We start from the raw sequence: 16,101 nt of genomic DNA, 5'->3' as shown, positions 1-16,101 counted from the left end.
GCCACAGCTTCGGTTAGCTGACCGCGACCGTCTGCCGGCGTCTGTACTCGCTGATGAGCCGGAACGCCAGGACGTAGCCGACGGCGGCGAACACTACCGCCAGGATGATGTTCCCGACCCAGAGCCGGACCAGTAGCCCGGTGCCCATTGAGGCCGACACTCCGTCGAAGGTCATGCCGGGCACCGGCCCCAGGATTCGGTTGCCGAGCCAGAAGCTCGACGCGTACACACCCCACTTGACCGGCGGATTGAGTATCAGCACCGACGCGAACAGCGCGACTTTGCTGAGCTGTTTGAACAGGTACGCGAGGACGAGGAAGGCGAGGAAGCCGGTGCCAAGCGTCGGCAATGCGGTGAGGAACACGCCGACGCTGAAGCTGACTGCGACCTGTTGTGGCGTGTGGTCCTCGACAAGCGCGGCCACTAGCTTCGCCTTGACCTGCTCCCGCGTCCGAGTCACCCGGCCTCGAAGCATCTACCCATGGCAAGGGTACTCCCGGTATAAAGCGCTTCCTGCTGTAGCGGCGATTAGTCGCCTTCTCCGTCGGTCGCCATGGGCCGGTTCGTCTCGGCCAGTGTCGCCTCGAACGTCTGTGGCGTATTCGCGTCGGCCATCGTCCGCGCCGTCTCGACGGCGGTTGCGACGGCCTCGGTGACCAGCGGGTGGTCCGCCAGCGGGTCAGTGTAGGCGAGTCCGCCCCGGTCGAGGTCGAGTTTGGCTGGAATCTGCGCTGCCGTGGCGTCACTGGGCGCGAGAAAGAGCGGCACGGCGACGGCGTGGTCACGGGTGAGGTTGTACCTGACACATTCAACGGCGGGATTCTGAAGCAGATAGCACGGTTCGACTTCACCGAAGGCCGTGCGCTCGCGCAGGCGCTCGGCGTGGTACTCTGTCACTTGGCGCTGGTACGGCTTCCCGCTGGAGCCGAAGGCGACGAGCGCAATGGAAGAATCCCCGGTCTCCGGCACAGCACCGGCGGCACGGTCCCGGAGCGCTTCGGTCAGCAGCGGACTGCGCCCGACCGGTTCGCAGTAGTGGGTCTCGGCGTCGATATAGTCGAGTGCGGCCGGCACGTCCGTGACTGTCGCGTGGTCGTGGGCGACGGTCATCGGCAGCGCGAACACGCGGTCGGCGTCGATGGCTACCAGCTCGTCGCGTAACTCCCGACGGGGTTCGTGGTCGTAGGTCAGCACCGTCACGTCGGTTGCTACCCCGCGCTCGCGCAGACGGCGAGCGTGTGTCTCGTACGGCGTAGCCCGTGACGTGTCCCGACCGATGAGCAGGAGTGTGTCGTGTGGCATTGGTAGCTCCCGGCGCTAAAACAATCTGAGTTGTTTTAGCGAAAGTTGGGTTGCCTGAAAGTTGGCAGGAACCCACTAATACCTTTTGGTCACCCCTATCCACAGGTCGTTGCGATTCGGAATCCGACTGGCTCAGACGGCCGAATACCCGCCGCTCGGAACGGTGGTTCGGGCTAGGCACGCTCTCCACCGCGGCGCTCCGGGCGGACTGCTGTCCACCCGTACTACCTGAATCTTATACCTTAGCCACGACAAGTCCGCAGATATGGATGTCAAAGAGAGCGACCTACCCGGTGTCGGAAAGAAACACGAGGTGGACATCGGGAACGGTGAGCAACTGGTCATCGTCACCCACAACACCGGGAACCGAGAACTGTACCTGAAAGAGAGCGACGACGCTGACTCCGAGAAGCTCGTCGAACTCTCCGACCGGATGGCTCGGATGGTCGGGACAATTCTCGAAGGGGCGTACTTCCAGCCGGTCTCGTCTGATCACGTGGAGACGATGCTGACGGAGGGAACGCTGCTGGAGTGGTACGCGGTCGAGGAGGACTCACCGCTGGTCGGCGAGACGCTCGTGAGTGCGAACGTCGGCCAGCGGACGGGTGTGACTGTCATTGCGATCCAGCGTGACGGCGAGGTGATTTCCGGCCCGGCACCCACGACGACGATAGCGGCCGGGGATACGCTCGTTGTCGTCGGCGAGCGCGAGAGCTGTGAGGCCTTCGAGGACCTTCTGACCGGTGACCTGTAGATGGGCGGTCGTCGCACTGGAGGCCGATAGCCGTGGCTGACCTACTCGCTGTCGGCATCCTGTTTGCCGCTGTCGCGCTCGCCGGCGTCGCGGCCACCGCCTCGAACAAGTCGGTCATCCCGTTTTACATCGTCGTAGGGATGGTGCTGTCACCGTCCGTGGCCGGCGAGTTCACCGTTGGAGGCTACGGACTGCCGGTCATCGAATCGTCCGAGTTCATCGATATCGGGGCCGAGCTGGGGATCGTCTTTCTGCTGTTTTTCCTCGGCCTGGAGTTCAATCTCGACCGACTCTTGGCGAGCAAGGAGCGCATCGGTGCGGTCGGTGCTATCGATCTAGTCATTAACTTCGGTGCCGGCCTCCTGCTCGGATTCGCGCTGTTCCGGGACCCGCTCGCGGCCTTTCTGGTCGCCGGTATCGTCTACATCTCCTCGTCGGCCATCATCACGAAGTCGCTCATCGACCTCGGCTGGATCGCCAACGACGAGGCCGACCCGATGCTCGGGACGCTCGTCTTCGAGGACCTGTTCATCGCCGTCTACCTCACGGTCGCGGCTGCGCTGGTCACCGGCGGCTCAGATGTCACCGCCGCCGTAACGTCGGTCGGCATTGCGCTCGCGTTCATCGTTGGCCTCCTCGCGCTCGCCCACTACGGCACGCCGTGGTTCGAGCGCGCCCTCCAGACAACATCGAACGAGTACACGGTGTTGCGGGCAATCGGAATCACAGTCCTCATCTCCGGTGTCGCTCTCGCCATCGGCGTCAGCGAAGCCGTCGCCGCGTTCTTCGTCGGAATGGCGTTCGCGCCGACATCACACACACACGACCTGGAGAACCTCCTGGAACCCGTCCGGGACACGTTCGCGGCTGTCTTCTTCTTCTGGATCGGTCTCGAAACGGACCCGCGGCTGTTCGCCGGCGTCGCCGGACTCGTCGCTGTGGCTGCCGTCGTGACGACCCCGACGAAACTCATCTCTGGCTACCTCGGCGGCCGTGCGTACGACCTTAACCCCCGGCGCTCTATCCGCGTCGGCCTCGGGATGGTGACCCGCGGCGAGTTCTCGCTCATCATCGCGGCGGTGGCAGTGACCGGAGCCGGCACGTCGCTGTCGGCCGAGATGGCAAACACGATTTACGCCTTCACCGTCGCGTACGTGCTCGTGATGAGTATTCTCGGAACGGTGCTGATGCAGTACTCCGCACCGTTCGAACGGTTTGCGGTCGAACGGTTCGGGGACAGCGCCTAACCCCCACCGACCGCCGCTACAGTTCGCTGTCGGGCACGACGACGACCTTCCCGAACCCTTCGCGGTCCTCGATGATCTCGTGGGCGCGGGTGATCTCGCTCATCGGCAGTGTCTCGCGGATGCGCGGCTCCATTTCGCCCTCCCAGACAAGATCAAGCACTTCGTCGGCCTGGCCGGGTGTGGCCATCGTCGAGCCGATGACCTGCAGTTGGTTCCAGAAGATGCGGTTGATGTCCGTCTCGGGATTGCCGCCCGTCGTCGCGCCGCAGGTGACGACCCGGCCGCCCTTGACGAGGCTCTTGAGCGAGTCCTGCCAGGTCTGTGCACCGATGTGGTCGACGACCATGTCGACGCCGCGGCCGTCGGTCAGGTCCCGAATCTCGCTCGCGAAGTCCGTCTCCTCGTAGTTGATGGTGTGGTCGGCCCCCAGTTCCTCGGCGTACTCCAGCTTCTCTTTGCTGCTGGCGGTGGCGAACACCTCAGCGCCGGCGTAGTCGGCGATCTGGACCGCCGCGTGGCCCACGCCGCCGGACGCGCCAAGCACCAGCACCGACTCGCCGGCTTTCAGGTCGCCGCGGTCCCGCAGCATCCGCCAGGCGGTCTGGAACACCAGCGGGGATGCGGCGGCCGTCTCCCAGTCGACGCCCTCGGGAACTGGCGTGAGGTTCTCGGCCGGCACGGCGGCGTACTCGCTGTGGACGCCCCGGACGTGTTCGCCGATGATGTGGAAGTCAGGCGCCAGTGTTGGGTCGCCTTTCCGCGTGAACTCGTCGCCACCGCCGCTCTTGCCGGCGAGGACGGCGACACGGTCGCCCGGTTCGAACCGCGAGACGCCGTCGCCGACCTCGTCGACGACGCCGGCAGCGTCGCTCCCGGGGATGTGTGGCATATCGAGATCGACCCCGGGGAGGCCGCGCCGGGTCCAGATGTCGAGGTGGTTCAGCGCGGCCGCCTTCACGTCGATGACCACCTCGTCGCGGCCCGGTTCGGGGTCGGGAAACTCGCCATACTCGAGTACGTCACGGTCGCCGTGACTGTCGAACTGAACGGCTTGCATCGTCCTCATTTATCGTGACAGTCTTATAAACGCAAGCCTCCCGGAGACTCTCCGTCCCGCGGCGGGGACCAGCCATCTGCCCACTCGCTCGATTCGGACACGCTATCGCTCCACCAATCGTATCTACGGGATATATGTCTCCATCCTCTCGGCTATATAGTGGACAACTGGATACAAGAGTTCGTATTTCAGCTTCAATACCAACTCGCCCACAGTATGGAAACATAATCGGAAAATATGAAAGCAGATTCGGAGAAATACGTATAGATGACCGCACCTATTGCTATATACCTCTACCAGTGGCCGTCGTATGCTACGCCACACCACTGCCGGCCCGAGGAGGAGCATACTTACCGCTCGAACCCCTTCTATACTCCACCAATGACACACACTGCAAACACACTCGCCGGCCGCGCTCGGGGCGTTCCGACACGCGACGGCACGGGTCCTCGCCCTGGGGCCGTGGTGAGCTACCGATGAATCTCTCGCTCGTTATCCTCGCAACGATGACCGGCGTCGCCACCGGCATCGTGTTCGGACTGCTGGATGTCCCCATTCCGGCACCCCCGAACCTCGCCGGCGTCATGGGTATCCTCGGGATTCTCGTCGGCTATCGCCTCATCGAGTACTTCGATGTCGGCGTCAGTCTGCTGTCGCTGTTGAACGTCTGAACTGTCCCTTTTGCTGAGCGAATCGAACCGTCCCGTTCTTCCTGTCCGAATGCTGAAACCGGCAGTCCCGTCAGTGGGCCGTCTGCTCGGTTCCGTTGTGGTGCTGGTGACCGCTCTCGGTCCCGTTATGGTCGGTTCCGCTCTCCCCGTGGTCGTGGTCCCGGGTGAGCCGCCCGTGGTACGTGTCGAGCGTCCGTTCCAGGAGCGCGGTCCGGGTCTCGTGGCCCTCGACGACCGGTTCGACCCATCGTGACTCGGTTCGCCAGTAGCCCATCACGTCGCCGGAGGGTTCGATGACTGTTGCGTCGAGGCCTTCGACCCCCCAGTCCTCTGCGTACGCCTGGATGAACGAGACGACGACCGTCTCGATACCGGCGGCGAGTTCGTGGCCGCGCGTGCTCTTCGTGACGTAGGTCAGCCTGACACGGCCGTCTTCGACGGCGAGCGAGTCGATGTCAACGAACCACTTCCGGAGGTTTGACTCGAACGCCGCCAGTTCGGTCCCGGCCGCGGCCTCGGTTTCGTCGTGGCTGTCCGCATGCCCGCCGTGGTGGGTATGGTCCTCGCCGTGTTCGTGTTCGTCGTCGGCGTGGTCGTGCGCGTCGTCGTGGTGCTTCGTCTCGTCTGTCTGCGTGGGCGTCGCACTCGTGTCGGGCGTCGCCGTCGACCCGCTGGCCTCAACGCGAACCGACTGGCTATCGCCTGTCCCGCCGAGACTGCTACAGCCAGCGCTGGTCACCGCCGCCAGCCCGAGGGTTCCAAGGAACCCACGCCGGGTCCGTCGCTGGCCGGTGTCTGTCATGGCTTCCGTCCCCGTCGCGCCGCGAGCAGTGCTGCGCCGACGAGTGCGAGCAGCGCGACGACGGCGGTGAATCCGGGGCCGGACATGGCTGTCGTCTCCGGCGGCGCGGTCGCGGTGTCGTCCACCGGCGTCGCCGTCGACCCGCTCTCGGTCTCCGGCGTCGCGGTCGTCGTGGCACCGCCGGACTCGCCGCCGCCATCGGTTCCGGATTCGGCCTGCTGGCTGGCCGAAACCCAGACCGGACTGGTCAGCGCTCGGTCGCCGTCCTCGTCGACGACGCGGAGGGCGACCCAGGCGTTCCCGTCCACGTCTACGTCGGTGCTCACGGTGTCGTTCGTGCCCGCAAGCGTGACGTTCGAGACGGTCGTGCCGTTCCGGATGACCTCGGCGTAGGCGAGTTCATCGAGGTTGCGGACCGTCGCCTCGGCGGTGACGCTCGACCCGGCTGAGGCGTTCACGGTCTCGCCGGGCATCCGGTCGTCGACGGTGAACTCGACGGCCGGGCCGTACGTCGCGTACGTGTGCCCGTCTTTCACGGACTGTGCCCACTTCTCGGGCGTGACGGTCCCTTCGACGTATGCCCGGGTGCGGGCGCTGCCGTACTTCGCCGGGAAGCACTGCGAACAGTGGTCGTCGCTGACGCCCGTTGCAGTGATTTCGTACCCCTCGTTCCAGAGGGTGAACAGACCCCGGACGCTGGCGGCGTCGGACTCGCCGTACGGGCCGTTGTAGGCCTCGATGGCGTCGACCATCGGGAGGTACTCCTCGTGCTGGCCGGGCGCACTGTCGAGGTCGACAAAGCGGTCACCCGGATGGTTGATCTGGAACACCGTCGCGTTGTGTCGGCTGCGGGACTCCTCGATGAACTCTACGATGGTCCCCTCGGAGTCGACCATCTCCTCGCCGTGCATCGGATAGGGGTTGAAGTGCCCGAGGTCGCCGGTCGTGATCTCCTCGCTCCGGATGAACATGATGTCGCGCTCCTCGGCCTGTGACTCCATCGACCCCCAGCCGCCGATGGCGTTGTGGTCGGAGATGAACACCGCGTCGACACCCGCCGATTTCTGGATAGCGACGAAGTTGTCGATGGGCGTCTTGCCATCGAAACTGACGCTGCTGTGGGCGTGGGGGTCGATGCCGACCCAGTTGCGCTCGCTGGGGTCGAGTTCCTCGGTGAACGTCGCGTTGACGCTGACCGACTCGCCGGGTGTCACCGAGACGTTCTTCTCGACCGGTTCGGCGATGTAGTCGGTCCCGTGGTTGAACACCAGCGTGTAGTTGCCGGGCGGCAACTGGAACGAGGCCGTGCCGGCCGGCGTCGTCTGCGTGTAGACGGTCTGGACCGCGGTGCCGTCGTCGAGCACCGTAATCCGGGCATCGGCGGGGCTGACCTCGCCCTCGTCGTCTATCGTCGCGGTGACGTTGACTGGGGCCGGCCCCTCAAGCGAATCGAAGTTGACGGTAGACGTGTCGCCCTCGCTGACGGTGACGGACTTGGGCTCTGACGCCGCGAAGCCGCTGGCGTCGGCCGTCAGCGTGTACTCGCCGGCGGGCAGTTCGAGTTCGTACGTTCCCGTTTCCGACCCGACGGTGTAGGTGTACGTGCGGTTGCTCCTCGCGGCGGTGACCGTGGCCTGTGAGACGGACGCGTTGTCCGTGCTCTCGACGGTACCGGTTACAGTTCCTGTCGCGGTCCCTCGCTGTTCGTTGTAGTACTCGCTGGTCGCGCTGCTCGCCCCGTCTTCGCCGACGAAGAAGGCGAACTCCGCCGACTGCGTTTCACCGGGGTCGAGGCGGTGTTCCAGCCACGGGTCGACCCAGGTCGCAGCGCCCGTGTACGCGGTAAAGGAGCCGTTGCCGCCCCAGACGCCGTAGCTCACGCGGTCGCCGGTGAGTGCGGCCCAGGGCTGGTCGAGTGTGTCGGCACTCGTCGGCGTGTACCGGTCCGCTTCGAGCGGTCCTTCGCCCGGGAGCCACGTCGACAGGCTCTCGGAGCTCAGCGCCGCCCCGCTCTGGAGCTGTTCGGACTCGTTGACCGGTAACTGTTCGTCACCCCCGTTCGCCATCGTCGTGTTGATCCAGATGTGCTTCGAGTCGGCCGGTAGCGTGTACGTCGTCGTGATTTCCACGTCCTCCCGGTCCTGCAAGTGACCTTCCGCGACGACCACTGCGGAGCCGTTCGGTCCGGAGGCGTTTCGGTGTTCGAAGGATTCGTACACCGGCCACGTGCCGAAGTCGTCGAAGGCGAACTCGGCGACGGCGATCTCGTCCGTCGTGAGCCCGTAGGCGTTGGCGTCGTAGATACCGCCCGGCAGCGCACCGAAGGGGCCGTTGGTCTCGGTGCCGATGGCGGCGGCGATCTCGCTGTTTTTGAGCACTATCGTCTCGTTTGCCGGTGTCTCGCCGCCCTTGATCCGCTCGCCGGTGACGGCGACTGGTCTATCAGGCCGCTCGACGTGGCCCGACGCCGCGAGCCACTTCACCGTTCGGAACAGGAACGGCCGCGTGTCGGTCTGCTGGTGGTCGGCCTGCCACTCGTCGGTGAGATACGTCGTGAGCGATTTCTGGCTGCCGAAGGCGACCACGCGGCCGTTGTCACCGATGTCCCACGTCGCGGCCGCGCCAACGATGCGCTCGCCGCGGGGGAACTCCTCTTCGGTGGTGGAGTAGGTGTACTCGTAGGTGTCGTTATCACCGTACAGCAGCGGGGCCTGAGTTCCGTTTTCCGTGTCGGTCACGTTGAGGCTGACCCCGTCGTACTCCACGGTATCGACGGCGTTCGTGATCGGGTGCTGGCCCGTGTTGTGGAGGATGACCCGCCACTCGTACTCCTCGACGGTCTTGTTGGTCGGGTCCTGGATGTTCCGGAGCCACCGGTCGCTCTCGCCGTTGAAGTGGAGCCCGTACGGGTCGGTAATGTCGTTGAGTTTGCCGGCATGGCCCTGCAGCGGCGAGGTCCAGTCACCGACGACGAACAGGCTCCCGCCGTTTCTGACGTATTCGTCGATAGCCGCCTGTTCGGCCTCGCTGTAGGCCGTCTGCGGAACGGGGATGATGACCACGTCGTAGTCCGACAGCCCGTCTGCGGACGAACTGTTCCAGGAAGTCAAGCCGCCGGATGTCGACCGCTTCGTGTCCACGTCGTACCCGCGCTCGCTGAGTCGGTTCGCGAACGCCGTGAACGTCGACCCCTGATGGCTCCCGTCGATCAGCACGTCGACGCCGGCACCGCTGTTGTTGAGATCGACTGAATCATCAGGGACTGGACAGCTACTGTTCAAGTGACAGGTGACGCTTTCTCCCGAAGCTGTTTGTGCCAGCTGTCCGTTGCTCGCTGTCGATACTTCGCGTTGCTCGCTCGTCACAGCGGCGGCGCTTCCGAGGAAGCCAGTGCTGATAACCGAGAAAACGAGCAGTATGCTGAGTGCTACTGAACGTATGTGATTCCTGTCCATCACTTTCCGTACGGTATTGAGACTGTATAGTTAAAGTTTGTGCTGACGGACTGTTTCCGTATTATGACCGTATTTTGAAATTCGTTACCCCGCCCTACGCAGTCCATAACTATACGGGTCCGGACACGTGTATCCAGAAGCAGTCACGTTCTATCCTGTTCCTTGGTAGCACACCATCTGAGCAGTACAAGACGGTTTCGGCTGGCACACGGGCATTTGGCGGTCACACATCCCGACACATCGCTATGTGGTGGCGATAGCGGTCCGACAGATGGCCCACAGAGCACGCTGCTCTGTCTACCTGCCCACAGCCGTGGCACAGACAGCCCGGACCAGCTTTTAATACACGCTGGGCGGAAGGTAAGGGGTATGTCACGCAAAGTGTTCTTCGATACGGACCCCGGCTGTGACGACGCGGTCATGTTGGCGATGGCGCTCGGCCATGACGCGGTTGATGTCGTCGGCCTCTCGACCGTCTGCGGGAACACGACTATCGAGAACACGACGCAAAACACCCACGCGATACTGGCCCTCGGCGGGTACGACGTGCCGGTGGCTCGGGGCTGTGGCCGTCCGCTCGTGGACGACCTCGACACCGCCGAGTGGATCCACGGCGAGAACGGCCTCCACGGCGATATACCCGATGTCGACGGCGAGACGCGGGATATCCACGGGGCCGACGCAATCGTCGAAGCCGCCCACGAGTACGGGGACGAACTGACGATTGCAGCCGTCGGCCCGCTCCCGAATCTGGCGATTGCCCTGGCAAAGGAACCCCGCTTGCCCGACCTCGTCGGCGACATCTATCTCATGGGCGGGGCGGCCATGACGACCGGGAACGTGACGCCGATGGCCGAGGCGAACTTCCACAACGACCCCGCGGCGGCCAGTCGCGTCCTGCAGGACGCCGACACGCGGATGGTCGGGCTCGACGTGACCAACCGCGCCACCGTCTCTCCCGAGTTTATTGAGGAGTACCGCGAGGCCGGCGGCGTCCGCGGGACCATCGCCCAGTGGCTCGACTACCGCCCCGACTCCGGGACCTACCCGCTGGCTGACGCGCCGGCCATCCACGACGCTGCCGTCGTCGCGGATATCATCGACGAATCGGTGCTCGACTTCGAGGAGTACTATCTAGAGGTAGACACGACTGGCGGCCCCTGCCACGGGGCGGTCATCTGTGACGAACACGGGACGACCGACAACGACCCCAACAACCGCGTCGCTGTCGACATCGACGTAGCCCGTTACCGCGAGATTCTCGAAACCGGTATCCGGGCGTACGCGGCGGAGTAGCTCTAGCCCGGGCGGAAACGCCCCTCTGAAAGCCAGCGGCGCTATTCGTAGGTGTGGACGCTTCCGGTGGTGTTGTCCTCGATGTAGCCCCAGTCGTACTCCACCCCTAGACCGGGGCCGTCGGGGACGCTAACTGTCCCGTCGGAGTCGACGGCGTCCATCAGGTCGGAGTAGCCGCCCTCGTACACCGGCGGCTGGGTGTTCTGGCAGTCCGGGTGGACCAGTGCCATCTCGTAGTAGTTCGAGTTCCGACAGGCGGCGATGCAGTGCCGTTGGGCGGGGCCGGGCGCGTGGAACTCCACGTCGAGGCCGAACGCCTCGGCCATGCGGGCCACCTTGATCGCGCCGGTGATGCCCGCGTCGTACTCGGGGTCGGCCCGAAGGAAGTCGGTCGCCTCGTTGGCGGCGAAATCGGACTTGATCTCCAGTCCGCGGATGTGTTCCGTCTGGAGAATCGGCGTATCGAGCTTCTGTGCCAGTTTCTTGTGGGCGTGCTGTGAGATGCCGCCGTCGCGGAAGGGGTCCTCGTACCAGAAGAAGCCCTGCTCGTCGAGTGCCCGGCCCAGTTCCAGCGCGTCGGCAAAGGTCTCCAGTTCGCAGGCCGGGTCGTGCATGAGGTCCATCTCGTCGCCGACGGCCTCGCCGACGGCGTGGACGGCCTCGATCTCGCGGTCGAGACTCCGGGCGTCGTCCCCGCCGCCCCAGCCGTGGATCTTGAAGCCGCCAAAGCCCTCGTCGCGGCACTCCTCGGCGAAGTCGGCGAAGGCCTCGGGCGAGTCCAGCCCGCCGGCGTCATCGCCGTGGTACGTCGACGCGTAGGCGGGAATGCGCTCGCGGTAGGTCCCCAGCAGCTCGTGGATCGGGGCGTCGTAGTACTTGCCGGCAAAGTCCCACAGCGCGATGTCGATAGGGCCGATGCCCATCCGGTCGTACTTCCGGAGCGCGCGCTTGCACTCCGACCAGTGTTTCTCTCGTTTCAGTGGGTCTTTGCCGATGAGGTACTGTGCGACGATGTTGTACTGGGCGGCCGCCGGGGAGTTGCCGCCGACGTACTCGCCCGTAATTCCTTCGTCGGTGTGAATCCGAACGCCGAACAGTTTCCGGGTCGTCGTCTCCCCCGGCGCGTACACCAGATTGAAGCCGTGCTTGTCGGTCCCCACGTCTTCGAGGGGGTACTCGAATTCCCGGCTTTCGATCTTTGTTATCGTTGGTGACATTTGTAGAACCTTCTGGGGTTGGGCTATTAAAGCTACCCCGCCACGCGGATTGTCGACACGGGGCCCCGTCGCTCCCTTCAGTTCCCATCCAGCGCGCCGACACGCTGAATCCCGGGCTCGTCTAGCCGCACCGAACAGCCGATGTACAGCGGTTCGATGACTCGCGGATACTCGAAGGACGCCGCGTGTTCGTGTAGCACCTTCGGGTCGCCGGCCTCGCCCTGCCACATGTCGTGATGGGCGGGGAGCAAGCGGGTGAGTTGAAGTTGGTTCGCGGCCTCGATGATTTCGTTTTCGTCCATGTACCACTTCGTTCGGACGCCACAGTCCGGCTCGGGCTCGTAGATGGAGCCGACAGTCCCGAAAGCCAGCGCGCCCGCGTCGATGTCGAACCGATTGCCCACGTCGGCAAACGCCTCTGCGGGGCGGCTGTCCCCGGCGTGGAAGAACGTCCCGGCGTCGTGTTCGATGACGTAGCTCACCGGTTCGATTGAGTCGGGGTCGTTTGCGCCGGTGACGTGGACGGTGAAATCGCCCACAGCGAACTCGTCGCCGACGGCAATCTCGTGGCGTTGGGCGTCTGGAGCCCGCAAATCGCCGTCGTACTCCGGCGATTCGTACGACCCCGACGGAGCGTACAGGTCTGCCTCGCAGTCCTCAACCAGCGGGCCGTACGACGGCGGGTGCATGTGGTCGATGTGTTCGTGTGTGACCAGCGTCGCGTCACACTGCGTGGCGTCGGCGGGGTCTATTGGGACCGGAATCATGCGGATGAGGTTGGGCGGGTCGCCGGTCCCAAAGTAGGGGTCGATGTACAGCGTCGTCGACTGTGAGCGGAGTACGAAGCCGTTACAGCCGAGATACCAGACCGTGACGCCGTCGCCGGGGTCCGTTGCTTCGATTTCCTCGCGGACAAACCAATCGTCCCACGTTGACTGAACCATGCTCCGAACTACGACTGGCGGGGGCAAAAAGTCCCGTGGCGACGCTCAATCGAGTGTGACCGTCGACTCTGTCTCGGCGGCCTCGTAGACGGCCTTGATGGTCTTGATGTCCACGAGGCCGTGCTCGCCGTCGGGGTAGGGTTCTGTGTTGGTCAGCAGACAGTGGGCGAAGTACTCGAATTCCTCTTCCATCTGGTCGATCTGCTCGAAGTCGATATCGACCGTCGTTCCCTCGTGGGAAAGCTGGAGCGCACGGTCGTCCCAGGGGTAGAAGGCCGGTTCGACGCGGACCTTCCCTTCGGTGCCCAGCACGGAGATGTGGCTGTCGAGATGGGCGTTCTGGCTGGCAGTACACACCGCGTACACGTGTCCGGGGAAATCAAGCTGGAACGCGCCGTGTTCGTCGGGCACGTCGGCAAACTCCTCTTGCACCGAGGCGACCGTCCCCCGGACGGCGACGGGGTCGGCATCCAGCAGAAACCGGCTCGTGTTCAGGGGATAGAGGCCGATGTCCATGACGGCACACCCGCCCGAAAGCTCCCAGTCCAGCCGCCACTGGTCGGGGTCGGGCACGAGGTCGAGGATTGGCTCGGTCATGTTGCCGTGGATGAACAGCGGCTCGCCGATGTACCCCTCGTCGATGAGGTCTTTCGCTCGCCGGACGGCCGGCTCGGTGTGCATCCGGTAGGCGATCATCAGCGTCGCGTCGTGGTCGTCACACACTTCGACCATCCGTTCGGCGCGCTCGATGGTGGCCTCCATCGGCTTCTCGCAGAGTATCGCCTTATCCAGTTCCGCCGCCGTCTCGACGAATGGGAGGTGGCGGGCGTTCGGGGTGACGATGTAGACGGCGTCGTAGGCGTCGCTCGCGGCTCCGTCGTGGAACTCCTCGTAGGTAATGGCGTGCTCGACCGTCTCCGAATCCGCCGCAACGTCGGCTGCTTTCTCGCGGTCGCCGCTGACCAGGACGGTCGTCTCACAGAGGTCTCCCGCCTCGACTGCGGGCATCGCTTGCTCGGTAGTCCACCAGCCAACGCCGATCATCGCAAACCGAACCGGACTGTCGGTTTCGGTCCGTTCCTGCCAGTCTCGACGGTCGAACCCGGCCGTGAGCGCGTCGACGTTCATGACGCTGGCATCGGTTGGCTGGATATTATGTCTTGCGTTGGCACACCCGGGCTGGTCCGTACTGTTCCGAACTGGCGAATGATAGTTCATGCATTAAGCAAACAAATCCCGACAGGTGACATAATTGTTTGTTATAGTGGGACAGACGAATAGCCACCGTTGCTGAATTACTACAACGACGGATCGATACCTTTGTGCGAAAAATGCCGTTTTGCCGGTCGTCTCTCGGCGATATACGCCTGCATTTCGAGATTCCGGTATTGAGAATAACGGCAGTACACCCGTTACGGAAACCGTTCCACGATACTGAACAGACGTACTGAACTGCGAACCACCCCTTATCTGCGAGTGCCCACTTCGAAATGCCACACCGCTGTGTTCGATACGGTGGGACGGGACGTGTGCACTGACTGCCGATGACGAAACGGTGCTGTGCCCAACCGGTCAGTCACCGTTTCTCGCTGCACTGCGACTGGTCTGACTGTGGTATTTACTGGCAGCGAAACGCGCAGACGCTGGGGCAATAACGAGAGTGGAACGTCTGTACGGGACAGACAGTGCCGATGCTGGGACCGTTCCACCATCGTCGGTCGGTTGGGCTACGACCATGACTTTGCACGCTCGCTCTTGCGGTGGACAAGAGCAATAGCACGTAGTGATTAATAGTATATAAATATTTTGTTATGAAACTATCATGTCGCCGTCAGAGACGGTGGCCGCCTGGATTAGCTGTTGCGGTACACCGTCTTGATGTAGCTGAAGAACTCCAGGCCGGCGTCGCCCTGCTCGCGGTAGGTGTTCGTCGAGGAGCGTTTGAGGCCGCCGAATGGCACGTGCAGCTCCAGCCCGGTGGTCTTCTCGTTGACCTTGACCACGCCGGACTCGGAGCGTTCGATGAACTCGTTTTCTTCCTCGATCTTCTCGGTCACGACGCTGGCCGAGAGTCCGTAGTCGATGTCGTTGGCGACCTCGACGCCCTCGTCGAAGTCGGAGACGGGGATCACGGCGAGCACCGGGCCGAACACCTCTTCCTGTGCGATGCGCATGTCGGGCTCGACATCGGAGAAGACGGCCGGCGAGATGAAGTTCCCGGCGTCGTATTCGCCACCGGTGAGCTCCTCGCCGCCGGTTTCGAGGGTCGCACCCTCGTCCTGTGCGATGTCGATGTACTCCAGGCTCCCCGCGAGTTCGTCTTCGCTGACGTGTGGCCCCATGCCTGCACGTTCGAGGCCGTTCCCTATCTCTAGGGACTCGGCGTAGTCGACGACGGCGTCGAGGAACTCGTCGTACACGTCCTCGTGGACGATGGCCCGAGAGGTCGCGGTACAGGCCTGGCCCGTGCCGCCGAAGGCCCCGGCACCGACGATGTCGGCTGCCTTGTCTACGTCTGCGCTTGGCATGACGACGGTCGGGTTCTTCCCGCCCATCTCCGCCTGCGCTCGCTTGCCGTTGTTCGTTGCCTGATCGTAGACGTGCTCGCCGACCGAGGCGCTGCCGGTGAACGACACTACGTCGACATCGTCGTGGGTGGTCAACCGTTCGCCGACCTCGCTACCGGGACCACAGACCAGGTTGATAGCGCCGTCCGGAATGCCGGCCTCGTCCAGTGCCTCGATGATCTTCGCACCGACGGTCGGCGCTTGCATCGCAGGCTTGATGACGACGGTGTTACCGACCGCAAGCGCCGGCGCGATCTTCCAGGCCGGAATCGCGATTGGGTAGTTCCACGGCGTGATGAGCGCTGCGACACCCATCGGCTCTTTCTTCGTCTGCAGGCCGGCGCGGCCACCACTGGGCTGTTTGACGGTGCCGCCGAAGTCGCGAGCCTTTTCGGCGTAGTAGTAGAAGATGTCAATCGCCCGCTGTACCTCGCCTTCGGCTTCGCCGAGGGGCTTCCCCTCTTCACGAGTCAGCGTTTCCGCCAGTTCGTCTTTCTGCGATTTCAGAATCTCCCCGGTCTCGCGGAGGATCGCACCGCGTTCCGGCCCGGGCATTCCGGCCCACTCGTCCGTCGCGTCTACCGCAGCGGCGACCGCCTCGTCGGTTTCCGCTGTCGAGGACACCGGAACCGTGCTGACGATATCGCTCTCGTCTGCCGGGTTCGTCACGTCCTGTGTCTCCCCGGATTCGCTTCCGGTCCACTCGCCACCGATATAGTTCTCGTACGTCTGCGTCATACGTTCGATGCATCGCGTCCCCGATACTTACACGTTTCCCATCCCCGTTTT

General features: G+C 63.9%; 13 protein-coding genes. 4 read left to right on the top strand and 9 right to left on the bottom strand.

The genetic code is table 11. The features are described 5' to 3' along the window. Positions 1–13: 13 nt before the first annotated feature. Together Harman_RS06985 and Harman_RS06980 are read right to left on the bottom strand one after the other, a co-directional pair. Positions 14–475 (bottom strand): DUF2062 domain-containing protein, encoded by a 462-nt coding sequence (locus Harman_RS06985; RefSeq protein ID WP_137683070.1) that lies wholly within the window; start codon positions 473–475, stop codon positions 14–16. 53 nt (positions 476–528) lie between these two features. Beyond that, on the bottom strand, positions 529–1,302 hold the full coding sequence (locus tag Harman_RS06980; protein WP_137683069.1) for a CbiX/SirB N-terminal domain-containing protein: 774 nt from the start codon (positions 1,300–1,302) through the stop codon (positions 529–531). A 265-nt stretch (positions 1,303–1,567) separates the two neighbouring features. Between Harman_RS06980 and Harman_RS06975 the strand changes: the two genes are divergently transcribed. After that, entirely contained in the window at positions 1,568–2,056 is a 489-nt protein-coding gene (locus Harman_RS06975; protein ID WP_137683068.1) for a cation:proton antiporter regulatory subunit, read from the top strand. A gap of 32 nt (positions 2,057–2,088) precedes the next feature. After that, on the top strand, positions 2,089–3,303 hold the full coding sequence (locus tag Harman_RS06970) for a cation:proton antiporter (RefSeq protein WP_137683067.1): 1,215 nt from the start codon (positions 2,089–2,091) through the stop codon (positions 3,301–3,303). Between the two features lie 16 nt (positions 3,304–3,319). Here the strand turns inward: Harman_RS06970 and Harman_RS06965 are convergent, their stop codons facing one another. Next, positions 3,320–4,360, bottom strand: coding sequence for a zinc-binding dehydrogenase (locus Harman_RS06965; RefSeq protein WP_137683066.1), 1,041 nt, complete (start codon positions 4,358–4,360; stop codon positions 3,320–3,322). A gap of 476 nt (positions 4,361–4,836) precedes the next feature. Here Harman_RS06965 and Harman_RS06960 point away from each other — a divergent pair, with 476 nt between their 5' ends. Beyond that, a complete protein-coding gene (locus Harman_RS06960; protein WP_137683065.1) occupies positions 4,837–5,031 on the top strand; it encodes a XapX domain-containing protein in 195 nt (64 codons plus the stop codon). 70 nt (positions 5,032–5,101) lie between these two features. Here the strand turns inward: Harman_RS06960 and Harman_RS06955 are convergent, their stop codons facing one another. Both Harman_RS06955 and Harman_RS06950 read right to left on the bottom strand, forming a co-directional pair. Continuing rightward, complete coding sequence (locus Harman_RS06955; RefSeq protein ID WP_137683064.1) at positions 5,102–5,833, bottom strand: hypothetical protein; 732 nt, start codon at positions 5,831–5,833, stop codon at positions 5,102–5,104. Further along, complete coding sequence (locus tag Harman_RS06950; protein ID WP_137683063.1) at positions 5,830–9,288, bottom strand: CehA/McbA family metallohydrolase; 3,459 nt, start codon at positions 9,286–9,288, stop codon at positions 5,830–5,832. Before Harman_RS06950 ends, Harman_RS06955 begins: the two co-directional genes overlap by 4 nt. Positions 9,289–9,657: 369 nt before the next feature. On the opposite strand from Harman_RS06950, the gene Harman_RS06945 reads away from it, so the two are divergent. Further along, entirely contained in the window at positions 9,658–10,584 is a 927-nt protein-coding gene (locus tag Harman_RS06945; protein ID WP_137683062.1) for a nucleoside hydrolase, read from the top strand. Positions 10,585–10,625: 41 nt separating this feature from the next. On the opposite strand, the gene Harman_RS06940 is transcribed toward Harman_RS06945, so the two are convergent. From Harman_RS06940 to xacF, 4 genes are all read right to left on the bottom strand, one after another. Then, positions 10,626–11,801 (bottom strand): mandelate racemase family protein, encoded by a 1,176-nt coding sequence (locus Harman_RS06940; protein ID WP_137683061.1) that lies wholly within the window; start codon positions 11,799–11,801, stop codon positions 10,626–10,628. A gap of 77 nt (positions 11,802–11,878) precedes the next feature. Continuing rightward, entirely contained in the window at positions 11,879–12,745 is an 867-nt protein-coding gene (locus Harman_RS06935; protein ID WP_137683060.1) for an MBL fold metallo-hydrolase, read from the bottom strand. 45 nt (positions 12,746–12,790) lie between these two features. Then, positions 12,791–13,873: a D-xylose 1-dehydrogenase Gfo6 gene (gfo6, locus tag Harman_RS06930; protein WP_137683059.1), complete on the bottom strand. Its 1,083-nt coding sequence runs from the start codon at positions 13,871–13,873 to the stop codon at positions 12,791–12,793. Positions 13,874–14,598: 725 nt separating this feature from the next. Then, on the bottom strand, positions 14,599–16,050 hold the full coding sequence (gene xacF, locus Harman_RS06925) for a 2,5-dioxovalerate dehydrogenase (RefSeq protein ID WP_137683058.1): 1,452 nt from the start codon (positions 16,048–16,050) through the stop codon (positions 14,599–14,601). Positions 16,051–16,101 lie beyond the last annotated feature (51 nt).

Source organism: Haloarcula mannanilytica (assembly GCF_005406125.1).
Taxonomy (GTDB): Archaea; Halobacteriota; Halobacteria; order Halobacteriales; family Haloarculaceae; genus Haloarcula; species Haloarcula mannanilytica.
The sequence above is the reverse complement of the archived record's forward strand: the minus strand, read 5'-3'. Positions and strand labels throughout refer to the sequence as shown.